Source organism: Burkholderia sp. AU16741, assembly GCF_002223345.1.
Classification (GTDB): Bacteria; Pseudomonadota; Gammaproteobacteria; order Burkholderiales; family Burkholderiaceae; genus Burkholderia; species Burkholderia sola.
Window position 1 is genome coordinate 963,595 of sequence record NZ_NKEZ01000008.1, and the last position, 17,468, is coordinate 981,062.

General features: G+C 69.5%; 16 protein-coding genes and 1 pseudogene. 7 read left to right on the forward strand and 10 right to left on the reverse strand.

Annotated features, from left to right (window positions below):
- Positions 1-146 precede the first annotated feature (146 nt).
- Together CFB89_RS24780 and CFB89_RS24785 are read right to left on the reverse strand one after the other, a co-directional pair.
- Positions 147-875 carry a LuxR C-terminal-related transcriptional regulator gene (locus CFB89_RS24780; protein WP_089470167.1) on the reverse strand — a complete coding sequence of 243 codons (729 nt, stop codon included), beginning with the start codon at positions 873-875 and terminating at the stop codon, positions 147-149.
- A 162-nt stretch (positions 876-1,037) separates the two neighbouring features.
- Positions 1,038-1,916 carry a neutral zinc metallopeptidase gene (locus CFB89_RS24785; RefSeq protein WP_089470168.1) on the reverse strand — a complete coding sequence of 293 codons (879 nt, stop codon included), beginning with the start codon at positions 1,914-1,916 and terminating at the stop codon, positions 1,038-1,040.
- A 430-nt stretch (positions 1,917-2,346) separates the two neighbouring features.
- Between CFB89_RS24785 and CFB89_RS24790 the strand changes: the two genes are divergently transcribed.
- From CFB89_RS24790 to CFB89_RS24810, 5 genes are all read left to right on the forward strand, one after another.
- Positions 2,347-3,138, forward strand: a complete 792-nt coding sequence (locus CFB89_RS24790) for an SDR family NAD(P)-dependent oxidoreductase (RefSeq protein ID WP_089470169.1) — start codon at positions 2,347-2,349, stop codon at positions 3,136-3,138.
- Positions 3,139-3,238: 100 nt separating this feature from the next.
- Positions 3,239-4,282: a LysR family transcriptional regulator gene (locus CFB89_RS24795; protein ID WP_089470170.1), complete on the forward strand. Its 1,044-nt coding sequence runs from the start codon at positions 3,239-3,241 to the stop codon at positions 4,280-4,282.
- 99 nt (positions 4,283-4,381) lie between these two features.
- Positions 4,382-5,071: a DUF4286 family protein gene (locus tag CFB89_RS24800; protein WP_089470171.1), complete on the forward strand. Its 690-nt coding sequence runs from the start codon at positions 4,382-4,384 to the stop codon at positions 5,069-5,071.
- Positions 5,072-5,116: 45 nt separating this feature from the next.
- Positions 5,117-6,436 carry an MFS transporter gene (locus CFB89_RS24805; RefSeq protein WP_089470172.1) on the forward strand — a complete coding sequence of 440 codons (1,320 nt, stop codon included), beginning with the start codon at positions 5,117-5,119 and terminating at the stop codon, positions 6,434-6,436.
- A 49-nt stretch (positions 6,437-6,485) separates the two neighbouring features.
- Positions 6,486-7,187 (forward strand): DUF2848 domain-containing protein, encoded by a 702-nt coding sequence (locus CFB89_RS24810; protein WP_089470173.1) that lies wholly within the window; start codon positions 6,486-6,488, stop codon positions 7,185-7,187.
- Between the two features lie 358 nt (positions 7,188-7,545).
- On the opposite strand, the gene CFB89_RS24815 is transcribed toward CFB89_RS24810, so the two are convergent.
- Positions 7,546-8,523, reverse strand: coding sequence for an NAD-dependent epimerase/dehydratase family protein (locus CFB89_RS24815; RefSeq protein ID WP_089470174.1), 978 nt, complete (start codon positions 8,521-8,523; stop codon positions 7,546-7,548).
- Positions 8,524-8,622: 99 nt separating this feature from the next.
- Here CFB89_RS24815 and CFB89_RS24820 point away from each other — a divergent pair.
- Positions 8,623-9,523: pseudogene (locus CFB89_RS24820) on the forward strand (LysR family transcriptional regulator).
- A gap of 31 nt (positions 9,524-9,554) precedes the next feature.
- Here the strand turns inward: CFB89_RS24820 and CFB89_RS24825 are convergent.
- Positions 9,555-9,875, reverse strand: coding sequence for a hypothetical protein (locus CFB89_RS24825; RefSeq protein WP_089470175.1), 321 nt, complete (start codon positions 9,873-9,875; stop codon positions 9,555-9,557).
- Positions 9,876-9,935: 60 nt separating this feature from the next.
- Entirely contained in the window at positions 9,936-10,808 is an 873-nt protein-coding gene (locus CFB89_RS24830) for a LysR family transcriptional regulator (RefSeq protein ID WP_089470607.1), read from the reverse strand.
- A 147-nt stretch (positions 10,809-10,955) separates the two neighbouring features.
- Here CFB89_RS24830 and CFB89_RS24835 point away from each other — a divergent pair, with 147 nt between their 5' ends.
- Complete coding sequence (locus tag CFB89_RS24835) at positions 10,956-12,416, forward strand: MFS transporter (protein ID WP_089470176.1); 1,461 nt, start codon at positions 10,956-10,958, stop codon at positions 12,414-12,416.
- 90 nt (positions 12,417-12,506) lie between these two features.
- On the opposite strand, the gene CFB89_RS24840 is transcribed toward CFB89_RS24835, so the two are convergent.
- The 5 genes from CFB89_RS24840 to CFB89_RS24860 form a co-directional block, all read right to left on the reverse strand.
- Positions 12,507-12,704: an oxidoreductase-like domain-containing protein gene (locus tag CFB89_RS24840; protein WP_089470177.1), complete on the reverse strand. Its 198-nt coding sequence runs from the start codon at positions 12,702-12,704 to the stop codon at positions 12,507-12,509.
- A gap of 243 nt (positions 12,705-12,947) precedes the next feature.
- Positions 12,948-14,336 carry a cell envelope integrity protein CreD gene (gene creD / locus CFB89_RS24845; RefSeq protein ID WP_089470178.1) on the reverse strand — a complete coding sequence of 463 codons (1,389 nt, stop codon included), beginning with the start codon at positions 14,334-14,336 and terminating at the stop codon, positions 12,948-12,950.
- Between the two features lie 103 nt (positions 14,337-14,439).
- Entirely contained in the window at positions 14,440-15,891 is a 1,452-nt protein-coding gene (creC, locus tag CFB89_RS24850) for a two-component system sensor histidine kinase CreC (RefSeq protein ID WP_089470179.1), read from the reverse strand.
- A gap of 15 nt (positions 15,892-15,906) precedes the next feature.
- A complete protein-coding gene (creB, locus tag CFB89_RS24855; protein WP_089470180.1) occupies positions 15,907-16,620 on the reverse strand; it encodes a two-component system response regulator CreB in 714 nt (237 codons plus the stop codon).
- A 76-nt stretch (positions 16,621-16,696) separates the two neighbouring features.
- The gene (locus tag CFB89_RS24860) at positions 16,697-17,410 is read right to left on the reverse strand and encodes an SDR family NAD(P)-dependent oxidoreductase (protein WP_089470181.1); all 714 of its coding nucleotides are present in this window, start codon (positions 17,408-17,410) and stop codon (positions 16,697-16,699) included.
- Positions 17,411-17,468 lie beyond the last annotated feature (58 nt).

Below are 17,468 nucleotides of genomic sequence, written 5' to 3' on the forward strand. Positions count from 1 at the left end.
ATTCACGCCGGGTGAGCGCAAATTGGCAGCGCGTGGGGGAATCAGATGCGTGTGAGCCGGACGCGCGCAAGCGTGGCGTCGCACCGGACGAACGCCGCGTTATCGTCCAACGGAATGACGCGATGTGATTGCGGAGAGGGAAAAACTTACAGGAACAGCGCGCCGACCAGCTCCGTGCGATTCGACACGCCCAGCTTCCGATACATCCGCATCAGGTGAGTCTTGATCGTCGGTTGCCCGAGCGCGAGGTCGCGCGCGATCTCCTTGTTCGAGCGGCCGTCGCGCACGAGCCGCGCGATTTGCTCCTCGCGGTAGGTGAGCCGTTCCTCGCAGGCGATCCGATGAATCCCGCGCCGGGCGCGCAGCAGCGGGCTCAGCGCGGCTTCGGCCACCGGCTGCAGACGCGCAAGCGCGTCGATCTCGCCGGGGGCGAACCGCCCCGCCGTGCCGTTGCCGTGCGCGTCACCGAGGCCGAAGCGCAACAGCGAAAACGCGCCCACCGTGCGGCCCGCGTCGCGCAGCCAGATTTCGACGACGTCGGCCACGTCGTGCCGACGCAGGAAGCGGGTCCAGTACGCGGACGCGCCGCGTCGTTCGTCAGGCAATTGCGACGCGAGCGTGACGACCGCGCTTTCGCCGGCCGCGCAGCGCGACGGATGCAGCGGATCGAGCATCCGGTAGCGCGCGACATAGGTGCGGTGCATCGATTCCGGCATCCCGAACAGTTCGAAATCGGCTGCCTCGCCGCCCTGGTCGAGCCGGTAGAACACGATTGCGGACGGGCTCGCGAATGCGTCGAATGCGTCCACGCACGCGCGCAGCGCGCGTTGCCAGTCGGCGGGAGCGTGGTCGGCGGGAGCGGAGAAGGTCGGCATGGGGATCGGCGGGCACGCGAAGGCGTCGAATTTCGACTGCCTTGCCAGCCTAGTGGCGCCGAAACGCGCCAGTGAGCGCAAATCGGCAATTCGTCCCGGGGCGGCCAGGGCGGCCGGTTCGACCGGGACGATACGGGCGCGCGAAGGAATCCGCGCCTCGTTTCAGCGAGCGTTCGCGGCGAACGTGTCGCAGGCGCTCACCTCGCCCGACTCCATCCCGCGCCGCAGCCAGTACACGCGCTGCTCGCTCGTGCCGTGCGTGAAGCTTTCGGGCACGACGTAGCCCTGCCCTTGCTGCTGCAGCCGGTCATCGCCGATGGCGGCCGCCGCCTTCAATCCCTGCTCGAAGTCGCCCGGCTCCATCAGCCGCTGGTTCGCGCGCTGCGCGTTATTCGCCCACACGCCGGCAAAGCAGTCGGCCTGCAACTCCATCCGCACCGACAGCGCGTTCGCGCGCGTCTGGCTCGAGCGCCGGCGCGCGGCGTCGACCTTGTCGGCGATGCCGAGCAGGTTCTGCACGTGATGGCCGACTTCGTGCGCGATCACGTAGGCCTGTGCGAAATCGCCGCCCGCGCCGAAACGCTTGCGCAGCTCGTCGTAGAAGCCGAGATCGATATATACGTTGCGGTCGCCCGGGCAGTAGAACGGCCCCATCGCGGTCTGGCCGGTGCCGCACGCGGTCGGCGTCGAGTTCGTGAACATCACGAGCTTCGGCGGTTCGTACTGCGCGTGCAGCTGCGTGTTGAACACGCCCGTCCACGTGCGTTCGATATTGCCGAGCACCTTGCGCGTGAACACCGCGCCGGGATCGTTCGCCGGCGCGCCCTGGTGCTGGGTCGGCGCGGGCTGCGCCTGCTGCTGGCGGCCCTGCAGCGCCGATGCGCCCTCGAGCACGACGCGCGGGTCGATCCCGAAGAAATACGATGCGGCCAGCGCGATCACGATCGTACCGATGCCGATCGTCGCGCGCCCGCCGCCGAACCCGCCGCCGCCGCGTCGATCCTCGACGTTGGCGCTTTCTCTTTCGTCGTCCAGCCTCATTGCCGGCCCCTCCCTGTTCTTGTCGATGGCCCGGCCGCGTCAGCGCGCAACCGGGCGATACGCCGTGGCGACATGCGCCGTCGGCGGACGCGATACCTGCGCATCGGACGCCCGTTCCCGTCGATCCGGCCTGCCGCGCCATTGCTTGGCGCGCCCGTGCCGGCCGCACCATTCGTACGACGGAATCGGCCGGCCGACGCGGCGCGCGTGGTCGCGCACGGCCGCTCACGCTATTTTGCCGGGCTTTCGCGGCTTATCGCAAAAATGTGGAGGATAGAGCGATTCGGCGGCGGACATCGTCAGCCTTTGCAAAATGGGCCACGGTGGCCGCGCCTGGCCGTCCGGACGACGCCCGTTCATCCTTTCGGCGGATACCGGCGCGTGCCGGCGCCGCCTAAAGTAGCCGGAACGCATCTTCCCGGAGCACGACATGACACACCCGCCACCCCGTACGATCGCGATCACCGGCGCCGGCACCGGCATCGGCGCCGCGTGCGCGCGCCGCTTCGCCCGCCGCGGCGAGCGCGTCGTGCTGATCGGTCGCCGCCAGGCGCCGCTCGACGCACTGGCTGCCGAAACGGGCGGCCTCGCGCTGGCCGGCGACGCCGCCAGCCCCGCCGACTGGGCCGGCTTCCTGCCGCGCATCGCCGAACGCTTCGGCCGCATCGACGCGCTCGTCGCATGCGCGGGCGGCCATGGCATCGGCCGCGCCGACGAAACCGACGACGCGCAGTGGCGCGACGCGATGCACGCGAACCTCGACACCGCATTCGTCAGCGCACGCGCATGCCTGCCCGACCTGATCGCGCAGCGCGGCAATATCGTGCTGGTCGCGTCGATCGCGTCGCTCGCGGCAGGCCCCGGCGTATGCGGCTACACGGTCGGCAAGCACGCGCTGCTCGGGCTGGCGCGATCGCTCGCACGCGACTACGGCCCGCACGGCGTGCGCGCGAACGCCGTCTGCCCGGGCTGGGTCCGCACGCCGATGGCCGATGCGGAAATGTCGCCGCTGATGGCCGCGCACGGCGATTCGCTCGACGATGCATACGCACGCGTGAGCGCCGACGTGCCGCTGCGGCGCGCGGCCGATCCCGACGAGATCGCGGCCGTCTGCGCGTTCCTGGCATCGCCGGACGCGTCGTTCGTGACCGGCGCGACGCTCGTCGCGGACGGCGGCGCGACGGTCGTCGACGTGCCGACGCTCGCATTCGACCGGCTTTGACGCCGCAGGAACGCGTCACGCGTGCCTGACCGCTTCCGAATCCGTTAACATCGTCCCGATCCGCCGCCTGGCGCGGCCCTGCCTCACCGTTCGGAATGCGATGAACATCCGGTTTCTGGAAACCTTCGTCTGGCTCGCGAAGCTGGAAAACTTCCGGCTCACGGCCGAGAAACTGCACACGACGCAGGCGGCCGTGTCGAGCCGCATCGCATCGCTCGAGGAAGCGTTCGACGTGCGCCTGTTCGACCGCAACACGCGCTCGGCCACGCTCACGCCCGCGGGCCGGCGCATGCTGGCCTACGCGGAGCGGATCGTGCGGCTCGACGGCGAAATGCGGCGCGACATCGATGCGGCGAGCGACGCCGGCCTGATCCGGATCGGCGTGATCGAATCGATCGTGCACAGCTGGTTCCCCGCGCTGATGGCGCAGTTGCGCGAGCGCTATCCGCGCCTCGACGTCGAGATCACGAGCGACACGACGCTGCACCTGATTCGCCTGCTGAGCACCGACGGCGTCGACCTGATCCTGCAGACCGATCCGGTGCCGGGCCCGGACTTCACGAATCTGCCGCTGGGCGAATTCCCAGTGCGCTGGGCCGCGAGCCCGCGCCTCGGGCTCGGCGGCCAGCCGCTCGACGCCGCGCGCCTGGCCGGGTTTCCGATCATCAGCTTCTCGCGGCACTCGGGGCCGCACGCGACGATCGAGCGGCTGTTCGCGGCGGTCGAACGGCCGGCCAGCATCAATTGCATCACGTCGGTCGCCGCGATGATCCGCCTCGTCGCCGACGGGCTCGGCGTGGCTGCGCTGCCGCCTGCGATCATCGGGCGCGAACTGCATGAGGGCACGCTCGAACTGCTCGACGTCGAGCCCGAATTCCCGGCGCTGCCGCTCGTCGCGACGTACCGCAGCCAGGGGCTGCCGGTCGCCGCGCGTGTCGCGGAACTCGCGAGCGAAGTGGCGCGTGCGACGGCGGCTGCCGCGAACCTCGCGAAGCCGGCCGCCTCCGATCGAGTCGATACAATGCCCGCGCGCAGGGCAACCGCGACAAAGGCGAATACGCCCGCGAAAACGAAGCCGAAGCGCACGACGAAAGCCGCCTCGCCCGCCTCGCCTGCCGCAACACGGCGCTCGCGCCGCTCATAAGAAAACCTGTTCACCGCGAATTTGTTTTCTTGTTGGACGGGCACGGGCCGTCTTCAGGACACTGGGGTTCCCGACCTACCCGTCACGAGGAACGCCGCGATGACCCGCCTTTCCCTTCCGCACGGCCAGCTTTGCGTCTGGACGGATATCGACCCCGCGCACGAAGCCGATTTCAACGCGTGGTACGACCGCGAGCACATGCAGGAGCGTGTCGCGATTCCCGGCTTCACGCATGCGCGGCGGTTTCGCGCGACCGACGGCGGCCCGCGCCGATACCTCGCGCTGTACGTGACGGACGCGCTCGACGTGTTCCGCGGCGACGCGTACCGGCGCGCATTCACGCAGCAGACCGCGTGGTCGCTCGCGAACTTCGAACGCATGACGGGCACCCAGCGGCGCGTCGGCGAACTGACGATCGAAGCCGGCGACGGCGAAGGCGCGCATCTCGCGCTCTTCGTGCTGCCGCCGGATCGCATCGACGTGCCGCAGCTGCGCGAGGGCTTCGACGCCGCACTGCAGGAACCGGGCATCCACGCCGCGCGGCTGTTCCGCACCGCGCCGGACTTGTCCGCACCGATCGGCGCCGCGGCGGCGGCCCGGCCCGCCGCCGATGCGCTGGTGCTGATCGAAGGCAGCGACGCAGTAGCCGCGCGCCGCGTGGCCGCCACGCTCGCCGGACACGACGACGTACGCACCTTCGAGCTGCTGTGGCGCGCCGCCGCACCGCTGCCGGCTGCGCACCGCGAGGCCGAAGCCGAACCGGCCACCGCTGCCGCGCTGCCTGCCTGAACGCTCGACGCCGGCACCCACGCCGGCCCCGTCACCCGTCACGACCTGCCCGATACCATGAGCACTCTCGCCCAGCCCGCCGCCCACACGCCCCACCGTGTCCGCAACAGCCGACTCGCGACCGCGAGCATGATCGGCACGTCGCTCGAGTGGTACGACTTCACGATCTACAACACGCTCGCCGCACTCGTTTTCAACCATCTGTTCTTCCCGTCGGTCGATCCGCTGGCCGGCACGATCCTCGCGTTCTCGACCTATGCGGTCGGCTACGTGTCGCGCCCGCTCGGCGGCTTCGTGTTCGGTAACCTCGGCGATCGCATCGGCTGCCGCGCGGTGCTGATGCTCACGCTCGTGCTGATGGGCGTGACGACCGCGCTGATGGGCGCGCTGCCGACCTATGCGCAGGCCGGCATCCTGAGCCCGATCCTGCTCGTCGCGCTGCGTTTCGTGCAGGGCGTCGCGCTCGGTGGCGAATGGGCCGGCGCGGTGCTGCTGTCGGTCGAGCACGGCGACCAGAAACGGCGCGGGCTGTCCGCGTCGTGGACGCAGATCGGCCCGTCGTTCGGCACGCTGCTCGGCACCGGCTGCATCGCGCTCGTCACGCTGTCGACCACGTCCGACAACTTTCTGTCGTGGGGCTGGCGCGTGCCGTTCGCGGCCAGCGCGCTGCTCGTGGCGTTCGGCTTCTGGGTGCGGCGCGGCGTCGACGAAACGCCGCAGTTCGAGCAGCTCGCCGAATCGCACGCGACCGCCGAAGTGCCCGTCGCCGACGTGCTGAAGTACCACTGGAAGCGCCTGCTGATCGCGGGCGGCTCGCGAATCGGTTCGGACGTGCTGTATGCGCTGATCGTCGTGTTCACGCTGACCTACGTGACGACCGTGCTGCACCTGTCCCGCCCCGTCGCGCTGACGGCCGTGATGATCGGCACGGCCTGCAACGCGCTCGCGGTGCCGTTCTTCGGCGCGCTGTCGGACCGTTTCGGCCGCCGTCCCGTGTATCTCGCCGGCGCCCTGGCCGGGATCGTGTGGGCGTTCGTGTTTTTCACGCTGCTCGATTCGGCGCGCCCCGTGGCGATCGTCGCGGCCGTCGCGATCGGCCTCGTGATCCATGCGGTGATGTACGGCCCGCAAGGCGCGTTCGTGACCGAACAGTTCCCGACGCGCGTGCGCTACGCGGGTTCGTCGCTCGCGTACACGCTCGCCGGCATCGTCGGCGGCGGCTTCGCGCCGCTCGTGATCGCCGCGCTGTTCCGGCAGACGGGCACGACGACGGCCGTGTCGCTGTACGTCACCGCCGCGCTCGTCGTCACGTCGATCGCGCTCGTCGCGGCGCGCGAGACCGCGCACCGGCCGCTCGCGGATTGAGCGTCGCCGCCAGCCGGTTCATTCCCTTGCACCTCGAACGGATATCCGCATGCCAACCCTGTCGTTCAACGTGATTTCCCTGCACGGCGCGCCAGCCGCCGTCGACGTCGATATCGAACGCGTCGTGATCGCCGGCTGGGCCGGCCGCGACCCGGCCGCGATCCGCGCGCACATCGACGAACTCGCGGCGCTCGGCGTCGCGCCGCCATCGACCACGCCGTGCTTCTATCGCGTGTCGTCGGCGCTGCTCACGCAGGCGCCGTCGATCGGCGTGCTCGGCACGCGCTCGGGCGGCGAGATCGAATGCGTGCTGATCGACAGCCCGGCCGGCACGCTGGTCACGGTCGGCTCCGATCATACGGATCGCGAAATCGAGGCGTACGGCGTCGCCGTGTCGAAGCAGGTATGCGCGAAGCCGCTCGGCCGCGACGCGTGGCGCCATGCGGATGTCGCCGATCACTGGGATGCGCTGGAGATGCGTTCGTGGCTGATCACGCGCGACGGCGAGCGAACGGCGTACCAGCACGGCGCGGTCAGCGGCCTGCTCGCGCCCGACGCGCTGTGGCAGCGGTTCGACGATCGCCGCACGATGCCCGCGCGCTGCGCGATGTATGGCGGCACGGTCGCCGTGCACGGCACGATCGCGACGATGGGTGACGGCGATGCGTTCGAGATGGAGTTGCACGATCCGGTGCTCGGACGCAGCCTCACGCATCGCTATGCAGTCGAGGTGTTGCCGGTCGTGGCTTGACGGCGAGCGGAAAACCGCACGCGACGGAGACGCGGGCGCGACGGCTGTCGGTCGTTACGCCTGTTCCTACCTGTACGACTCGAAGCAGTGATAGTCCGGGAAGTTGAACTGCGCGTTGCCGCAGTACAGCACACCTGCCAGGTTGGTACACCCGCTCAATGTGAACATGATTGCTCCCGCAACCGACATTTTCCACCCGAAATATCCCATCGCGCCTCCGTTTTCGCCTTATCGGTATCGACCGACATGATGCGCACCGGACGCACGCGGGTATGTGGAGAATTGTGGTCCCGGGGGCACTTCGGTTTACCGTGACACGTTTCCGCGCGCGGGCGCCGCCCGTGCTCCCCGCCGTTGCTCACCCGAGACACCCGAGCCCCGCCAGCGTCGCCTCCACCGCCGTATCGAGCGGCGTCACCGGCTCGCGGCCAAGCACCGCGGTCACGCGCGCGTTGTCCATCCGGATCGGTTCGCGCCACAGGTAACGCATCTCGAGCAATTCGCGCAGCGTCGTGACGAACGGCGCGGCCGCCCACACGAGCCACCACGGGAAATCGCGCAGCGCCGGCCGCATGCCGTGCCGCTGCGCGACGCGTTGCACGGCCTGCGCCATCTGCATGCCGTCTTCATCCCAATGCCCGCCCAGATGGAAACGCGCGAACGGCTCCAGCGTCTCGCGCCGCTCGATCAGCTCGAGCATCGTGCGGGCCACGTCCGGCACATACGACCATTGATGGCCGACGCCGCGGCTCGGCACGCTGATGGTCGCGACGGGCCGCCCGGGCTTGATCAGCCCCTGCGAGAACCAGCTGTTGCCGAGCTGCGGCCCGAAGAAATCGCCGGCGCGCACGACGATCGCCCGCACGCCGTGCACGCTGGCGTCCTGCAACCGCCGCTCCAGTTCGACGCGGATCGCGCCCTTGCGGGTCGCCGGATGCTGCGGCGCATCTTCCCGCAGCACCGGAAACGCATCGGCGCCGAAGTTGTAGACCGTGCCCGGCAGCACGACGGTGGCTTGCGCGGCCCGGGCCGCCGCGATCGTATTGTCGATCATCGGCAGCACCTGCGTGGCCCAGTTCCGGTATCCGGGCGGGTTCACCGCATGCACGATCACGCTGCAGCCGCGCGCGGCGCGCACCACCGCATCGCGATCCAGTGCGTCGCCGCGCACCCATGCGATGCCGTCGCGCTCCACGACCTCGGCATCGAGCCCGCGCTTGAGCGCCCGCACCTGCCAGCCCGCATCGCGCAATTGCCGCGCGACTTCCCCGCCGATCCCGCCGCTCGCACCCAGCACGAGTGCCTGCCGTTGCGTCCCGCCTGCGTTTGCCAACATTGCCGCTCTCCTTGAATGGCGTCATCACGACACGCATTCTGGCGCGCGGGCCACTAGCAAGGAATTGCCGAACCTGGTAGATCGGCTATACATTTATGCATGACCACCGATCTGAACTGGGAACGCTACCGCACCTTCCTCGCGGTGCTGACGGAAGGCTCGCTGTCCGGCGCGGCGCGCGCTCGGCATCACGCAGCCGACGGCCGGCCGCCATGTCGCGGCGCTCGAAGCCGCATTCGGCCAGACGCTGTTCACGCGCTCGCCGTCGGGCCTGCTGCCGACCGAGGCCGCGCTCGCGCTGCGCGGCCACGCGGAGGCGCTGCGCAGCGCGGCGGCCGCGTTCGAGCGCGCGGCGGCCAGCCATGGCGCCGGCGTGCGCGGCATCGTGCGGATCTCGGCCAGCGACGTGATCGCCGTCGAGGTGCTGCCGCCGATGCTCGCGCAGTTACGGCGCGACCATCCGGGGCTCGTGATCGAACTGGTGCCGACCGACCGCATCCAGGACGTGCTGAAGCGCGAGGCCGACATCGCGGTCCGGATGGCGCCGCTCACGCAGGACGCGCTCGTCGCGCGGCGAGTCGGCGACATCGAAGTCGGGCTGTATGCGCGCGACGATTACCTGGCGCACCACGGCGCGCCCGCGACGAGCGACGCACTCGCGCATCACGCGCTGATCGGCTTCGATACGGTCACGCCGTTCATCCGCTCGGCGGGGCGCGGCATGCCGCTCTGGAAACGCGACGCGTTCGCGCTGCGCACCGACAGCAATCTCGCGCAGCTCGCGATGATCCGCGCCGGCTACGGGATCGGCTTCTGCCAGACGGCGCTCGCGAAACGCGACGCGCGGCTCGTGCGCGTGCTGCCCGACGGGCCCGCGATGCGGCTGGAAACCTGGGTCGTGATGCACGAAGACCTGCGCACGAGCCCGCGCTGCCGCGCCGTGTTCGATGCACTGGCCAACGGGCTGCGTGCGTATGCGGACGGTGAAGCCGCCGAGTAGAAAGCGGCGGGCGTGAATCGCGCAGGCCGCGCTATTCGTAGATTTTTCCGGCGAACAGGATGTCGGCGATCCGCCGCCACGGGTTGTCCGGCACGTCGTAGAAACGCAGCCCCTCTTCCGACGCCTCGGCCCAGTCGATCATCGCTTCCAGGTACTCGCCGATCGACCGGTTTTCCCAGCCGAGCGCGGCGTGCGCGTACGGTGACAGCGGCGAGTCTGCCTCGAGCTGCCGCTCCGTGTGCCAGTCATGGCCGAGCACGCGCAGGAAGTGGATCAGCGAACGCTCGTCGACCACGCGCTCCAGCGCATCCTGCAGCTTCGCGGCCATCTCGCGCTTCAGTTCGTCGTTCATGCCTGTGGTCCCCCTGGCGCGCCTCTCGTTACGCGCCGTCGCGTGTCGCGCGGCATGGTTTTACATCAGCAGTTGACGCGACAGCACCTCGCGCGCCTGGGTAACGGTTTCGCGCTCGCCCGGCAGCGGCGGCGTCAGCGAAAACACCGCGTCGGGCAGCGGCGGCAGCCGGTATTTCGGGCCGAGCCGCATCAGGCCGTCGCCAATCGCCGACGCGCACAGGCAGCCGACTCCCAGCCCCGCCGCGAGCATCGACTGCAACCCCGCGACGCCCGACGCGCTGTGCACGAGCACGTACGGCGTGTGCTGCTCGTCGAGCGAGCGCACCGCGACCTGATGCATCATGCAGTCGTCCGGCAGCAGCACCAGCGGCAGCGGCTCGGGCAACTGCTCGGCGAGCGCCGGCGACGCGACCCACGACAGCGGTTCGCGCCGCAGCACCCAGCGCGTGTCGGCCGACACCGGCCGGAACGGCCCGCTCGACATGTTCATCACCACGCCGAGATCGATCTGCCCGCGCGCGTGCGCCGCTTCGATCTCCGCGCTCTTCATCGCGCTCACGTGCAGGCTCAACTGCGGGTAGCACTCGCGCAGCCGCGCCAGCATGCCCGCCACTTCATTCGTACGGTAGTAATCGGTGATCGCGACGCGCAGCTCGCCCTTGATCGCCTGCCCGCGCAGTTCGTCGAACGCGGCCTCGTTCAGCGCGACGATGCGCCGCGCGTGCTGCAGCAGCCGCGAGCCGGCCGGCGTCGGTTCGACGCCGCGCTTGCTGCGTACGAACAACGGCACGCCGGCGCGCGATTCGAGCTTGCGCACCTGCTCGCTGACCGTCGATTGCGACAGGTGCAGCAGCGGCGCGGCGGCCGTCAGGCTGCCGGCGTCCGCGACCGCCGCGAAAGTGCGCAACTGATCCAGGTCGAAACCGCGCATCGCCTCCTCCATCCATCGAATAACCCGATGGATGCTACCACTCTTTCCCGCTTTTCCGAATCATGAGCGATATCCAGAATAAGGGGTCAACGGCCTGCCTGTGTCGATCGCATACCCGGCCCTCATTTTTTGGATCCTGCTTTCCTCATGACGAACCACACCCTTGCTCCCCGCGCGCCGGCCGGCGCGGCTGCTGCGGCGATGCCGCGCAGCCACCACGGCTGGGCGCTCGTGGTCCTGCTGGTCGGCGCCATTCTGCCGCCGCTCGACTACTTCATCGTGAATCTCGCGCTCCCGGCCATTCGCGACGGCATCGGCGCGCGCCAGGCCGAGTTGCAGCTCGTCGTGTCGGCCTATGCGTGCGCGAACGCGGTCGTCCAGATCACCGGCGGGCGTCTCGGCGACCTGTACGGACGCAAGCGCATGTTCATGGTCGGCATGGCCGGCTTCGTGCTCGCGTCGACGCTGTGCGGGCTCGCCGGCAACGGCACGGTGCTCGTCGGCGGCCGCGTGCTGCAGGGCCTGTTCGCCGCGATCCTCGCGCCGCAGGTGCTCGCGACGATCCGCAGCGTGTTCAGCCCGCAGGAACAGGTGCGTGTGATGGGCTTCTACGGGTTCGCGTTCGGCCTCGCGGCCGTGATCGGCCAGCTCGGCGGCGGCGCGCTGATCAGCCTGCATCCGTTCGGGCTCGGCTGGCGCGCGATCTTCCTCGTCAATCTGCCGATCGGCATCCTGGCGCTGATCGGCAGCTGGCGCTTCATCCCGGAAAACCGCGCGCCGCGCGGCCAGCGCATCGACGTGCCGGGCACGGTGCTGATGTCGCTGTTCCTGCTGATGCTCGTGTACCCGCTCACGCACGGTCGGGAAGCCGGCTGGCCGCTGTGGATGATCGCGTGCGGCATCGGCGCGCTGCCGATGCTCGGCGCGCTGCTGGCGGTCGAAGCGCGCCAGCTCGCGCGCGGCCACGATCCGCTGCTCGACGTGCGGCTGTTCCGCAACCCGGTCGTCGCGCTCGGGCTCCTGCTCGCGTTCCTGTTCTACATGCTGAGCGCGTTCTTCCTGAGCTACGGGATCTATCTGCAGGGCTGCCTGAACTGGTCGCCGCTCGCGTCCGGCTTCGCGATCCTGCCGCTCGGGCTCGGCTTCCTCGCGAGCCCGCTGCTGATGCCGCGCCTCGTCGCCCGCTTCGGCGGATATCGCGTGCTCACGCTCGGCTTCGCGATGCTCGCGGGCGGCGTCGCGGTCGCCGCCGCGCTCGCCCGCGACGGCGCGCCGGGGCCCGGCTTCTATGCGGGCATCGCGGCGATCGGCATCGGGCAAGGGCTCGTGCTGCCGTCGGTCGTGCGGATCGTGCTCGCGGAAGTCGACACGGCCCGCGCGGGGGTCGCGTCGGGGATGGTCAGCGCGATGCTGCAGATCGGCGCGGCGGTCGGCGCCGCGACGATCGGCGGCGTGTTCTTCGCGCGGCTCGGCGTGCATCCGGCCGCGCTCGATTACGTGCAGGGGTTCAGGGCGTCGATGTTCACGCTGACGATCGTGTTGCTGGGCTGCATCGCCTTGTCGATGGCGCTCGGGCCGCTGCATCGGCGGCTGCATGCGGATGCGTGACGGATGACGCGGGACGGAAATGGCCGCGTCAGTCCAACGCCGGCAACCGATGCGGCGCATGCAACGCATGGCCGCTCGCCGGCATCCGGTTTATTCGCGATGCTCGCGCTGCGTTTGTCGCGCCTCCCATTCGGCCAGTTCGACGCGATAGCGCGCGAGCGCTTCGTCGTACAGGTCGAAGACGCACGGCGAACAGCCGCTGTTGCAGCAGTCTTCCAATTCGGGTGGGATAGGCGGGGTCGGACGGGGATCGTCGATGGACGGATCTCCGGAAACTGGGTTCGGCACGGCATGGTCCGGTAACGTGGAGTGGAGAGTATAGGGCGAGACGGGCCGCCGCCGCGTTCGGCCGGCCGCGCCGAGCGTCTCTCCCATCCCGACCGCTGATCGAGATCGCGGCCATCGCCGAGATTCCGCTGGCGCGGTTTCGTCGCCCCGGGATGGCCGTGCGAAAGGCATCAGGCCCGCGTGAAAACGCGCGCCGGCCGCTATATTCCCGACCGGCGCGCGCTCATGCTCCCTCCCTCGCGCTTACTTCGCCGGCGCGCCCGGCTTCACCGCCCCCGGCTTGTCGGCCAGCGGCTGCCACGCGGCGCCGAGCGAATACCAGTCGACGCGGCGCGTGAGCGTCATGATGCCGGCAAGGATCGCGAACAGCAGCAGCGAACCGAGCATCAGCGCATTGTCTTCCGACAGCAGCAGCCCGTAGAGCGCGGCATACAGCACCGCGAGCAGCGCCGTGAACGTCGCGCCGCGCTTCACGCTGTGCAGCACGAACGACAGGTAGAAGCCGAGCAGCCCGATGCATGCGCCGCTCGCCGCGAGATACGCGTAGCCGAACGCAATGTGCTCGGACAGGCTCAGCAGCAACAGGAAGAACAGCGCGAGCGACAAGCCGACCAGCGCGTACTGGATCGGGTGAATGCGCAGCCGCTTGACGAGCTCGTACATGAAGAAGCTCGCGAACGTGAGCATCACGAACAGCGCACCGTATTTCGTCGCGCGTTCGGCCTGCAGATAGACGTTCACGGGTTCGATCACCGACACCGACGCCATCTCGATCTCGCCCCCGCCGTTGCCGGACGCCACTTGCTCGCGCGCCTTCGTGTTGAACGACGTCACGTGCCAGTTGCCGACGAAACCGCGCGCATCGATCGTGCGCTCGGCCGGCAGGAATTCGCCGCCGAAACTCGGATGCGGCCACGTCGATTTCAGCGAGAAGTCGTTCTGGTCGCCCACCGGCGCGAACGCGACCGATTCGGCGCCCGCCAGCGGCAGGCCGATGCTGAACGGCACGACCGCCGCGCCGGCGTTTGCGTCCGCCAGCGCCGCGAGATCGACGTTCGCATGCACGCCCTGGCGCAGGCTGTCGAGCCGCGTGCCCTGCTCCACGTCGATCCGCTTGCCGCCGATGCGCAGGTCCGGCTGCGCCTTCAACCCGCGAAGGTCGCCGATGCCGAGCGCGACATACGCGCCGTCGATCTTGAAGCTCACGTGGCCGTCGGCCTGCGGCAGCTTCTTCAGGTCCGGCAGCGGCAACGTGCCCGTCACCCCGCTGTCGAGCGCGTACACCAGTGCCTTGTGGATGCCGCGATAACGCACGCTGACCGACAGCGTGCCGTCGACGTTCAGCGTCTTCGGGAACACGAGCAGCCGTTTCGTCTCGCTTTTCAGGCTCGTTTTCGCCTTGCCGCCGGCGCGCACGTCGTCGCTCACGCGCGTGACTTCCGTGTAACGGACGACGAGCACCGGCCCCGTCACCGTCTGCGGCCCCGCGTAGCTCGCCCAGATGCTCTGCAGCGCGCTCTGCCGATAGTCGGCGCGCTCTCGCACGATGCTCTGGACCATCTGCAGCGGGATCAGGATCGCCAGCGCGAGGAACGCGGTGATCATGGACTTGAACAACAGGACTCGATTCATGGCTGGCAAGTACCGGGATGGAAGGTACGGTCAGCATGAGCGGCCCCGGTGAAGGCCGATTGAAGCCTGTGTGAAGCGAATGTGTGGCGAGCGTGAAGCGCAGTCAGCCGGCCGACGGCAGCGTGAGCGTCGCGCACGCGCCGCCTTCCGCGCGGTTGGCGAGCGCGACCTGGCCGTGGTGCAGCATCGCGACTTCGCGAACGAAACAGAGCCCGAGGCCCGTACTGCGATCCTGCCCGTCCGGGCGCGGCAGCGAATAGAAGCGTTCGAACACGCGCGACAACGCATAGTCGGGCACGCCGGGGCCGTCGTCGTCGACGCGCACGACCGCCACGTGCGCCCGCCCCGCCGGCTGCCGCTCGAGCGCGATCCGGATCGTGCTGCCGTGCGGCGCAAAATCCAGCGCGTTGTCGAGCAGGTTGCCGAGCGCCTGCCGCAGCAGGAACGGATCGCCGTCGACCACCGCGGGATCGGCCGCATCGTTCGCATCGATCCGCACACTCACGCCGCGCTGCCGCGCGCGCGGCTCGAGATCGTCGACGAGCTGTTCGAGCACCGGTCGCAGCGCGACCGGCTCGTGCACCGACAGCCGCTGCTTCTGCTCGACCTCGGCCAGCGCGAGCAGCTTGCGGATCATCTGTTCGAGGCGGCCGGCCTGGCGGCGGATGTTCTCGGTGAAACGCCGGCGGTTGGAGACCGGCATGTCTTCCTGAAGCAGTTCGGCCGCGCCGCTGATCGCGGCCAGCGGGCTCTTCATCTCGTGCGTGAGCGTGTGGATGTAGGTTTCGACGTACTGCCGGTCCTCCAGCCGCTGGTGCATGCTTTCCACCGCGCGCCCGAGTTCGGCCAGCTCGTTCGCGCCCTGCAGCGGCATCGACGCGCGCTCGCCGGCCGCGATCGCGCGCGCATAGCGCTGCAGGCGCCGCAGCCCGAGTACCAGCCACCACGTGCACGCCGCGCCGATCAGGATCGCGCCGCCCATCAGCAACGCGCCGTACAGCATGATCTTGCGCTGGCTGCGCGCGATGAACGGCGCGACCGTCTGGTTCGGCTTCGCGATCGTCAGCACGCCGATGATCTCGTTGCCGCGCCGGATCGGCGCCGCCACGTGCATCACCGTGCTGCCGTCGTCGTTCGGATCGCTGCGCGTGCTGCGCGCGCCGTATTCGCCGCGCAGCGTCCGGTACACGTCGTTCCAGCGCGAATAGTCCTGCCCGACCGCGCGACCGGACGAGTCGTAGCGGACGATGCCGTGCGCGTCGGTGATGTAGAGACGGTAGCCGATCGCATTCTTCTGGATGCCCCACACGTTCGCGCTGACCGGGCGCTCGTGCAGTTTCCCGAGCTGCCGTGCGAATGTGCCGTCGGCGATATGGCCGTTCGCCATGTCGTCGGCCGCCAGCGTCGCCAGCACCTGCGCGGTATCGACGAGCGTGTCCTCCATCGCTTCGCGCACGCCGGGCTTCACCTCCTGCACGAACACGCGCAGCGTGATCAGCGCGGCCAGGCCGACGATCAGGAAAAAGCCGAAGAAGATGCGCAGGCCGATATGCATGGGCGGTGTCGATCGTTACGGTTGCAGCGAATAGCCCATTCCGCGATGCGTGCGGATCGGGTCGCGCTCGGGATCGATCGCGCGCAGCTTGGCGCGCAGCGTCTTGACGCGCGTGTCGACCGTGCGGTCGGCCGAATCGAGCGCCTCGCGCCACACGAGATCCATCAGTTGTTCGCGCGAGTAGATGCGGCCCGGATGCCGGACCAGCAGCGCGAGCAGCCCGAATTCATAGCGCGTGAGGTCCAGCGCGTGGCCGAGCCACGCCACACGCGCGCCGTCCGCGTCGAGCGTGAAGCCGGCGGCGACCGGGGCAGGCGCGTCGGCGGGTGCGGGTGCGGGTGCGGGTTCCGCCGTGGCCGCCCGATGGAAGCGGCGCAGGATCACGCGCACCCGGGCGGCCAGCTCACGCGGCGAAAACGGCTTGACGACGTAATCGTCGGCGCCGATCTCGAGCCCGACGATCCGGTCGATCTCGTCGTGCCGCGCGGTCAGGAAAATCACCGGAATGTCGGTGAACGTGCGCAGCCGCCGGCATACCTCGAAACCGCCGAGGTCCGGCAGGCCGACGTCGAGCACCACGAGATCGACACGCGTGTCGCGCAGGCGGTCGAGCGCCGCCTGCCCGAGCGTGCAGTGAACGGTCTGCATGCCGTCGGTGCCGAGGGCATAGACGATCGTGTCCGCGATCGCCTGTTCGTCTTCGACGATCAGGATGGTGGGCTGAGTCATGGTGTCGGGTTCGGGTCGCGCAATCCGGTGCGACATTGTACGCACGGCCGGCCCCGGCGAGCCCTCCGCCGGCGCACTACGCGACGCGGCCGCTCACCGGAATCGACGCACCGGTGATCGCCTGCGCGCCGGCCGACAGCAGGAATCCGATCGTCGCCGCGAGCTGTTCGGGCCGGACCCAGCGCGAGAAGTCGGCGTCGGGCATGTCCTTGCGGTTCGGCGGCGTGTCGATGATGCTCGGCAGCAGCGCGTTCACGGTCACGCCGCGATCGAGCAGTTCCGCCGCCAGCGCCTCGGTGAGCCGCGCGACGCCCGCCTTCGCGGCCGCATACGCGCCCATCCCCGCGCCGGCCTTGAACGCCGCGCCCGCGCCGATGTTGACGATGCGGCCGGCCTGGCTCGCCACCAGGTACGGCAGTGCGGCCTTCGACGCATTCAGCGCGGTCTTCACGTTCAGTTCGTACATGCGGTCCCACGTGGCGGCATCGCCGTCGGCGATCGTCTGCCACACGAATGCGCCGGCGATGTTCAGCAGCGCATCGACCCGGCCGAATTCGCGGTTGACCGTGTCGAGCGCCTGCGTGGCGGCCTGCGGATCGACGAGATCGATGCCGCCGATGCGCAGCGCATCGGCCGGCACGCCGGGCAGCGCCTGCGCCGCCGGGGCCGCGCCGCGGCCGATCAGCGCGACGCGTGCGCCGCGCTCGCCGAGCCACGCGGCCGTCGCGACGCCCAGATGACCGAAGCCGCCGGTAATCGCGACTACCTTGCCTTTGAAATCGTGTTCCATCGATGTGTTCTCCTGGATCGAGGGTGATGGGATGAAATGCCGACAGCGTAGCGCCGTT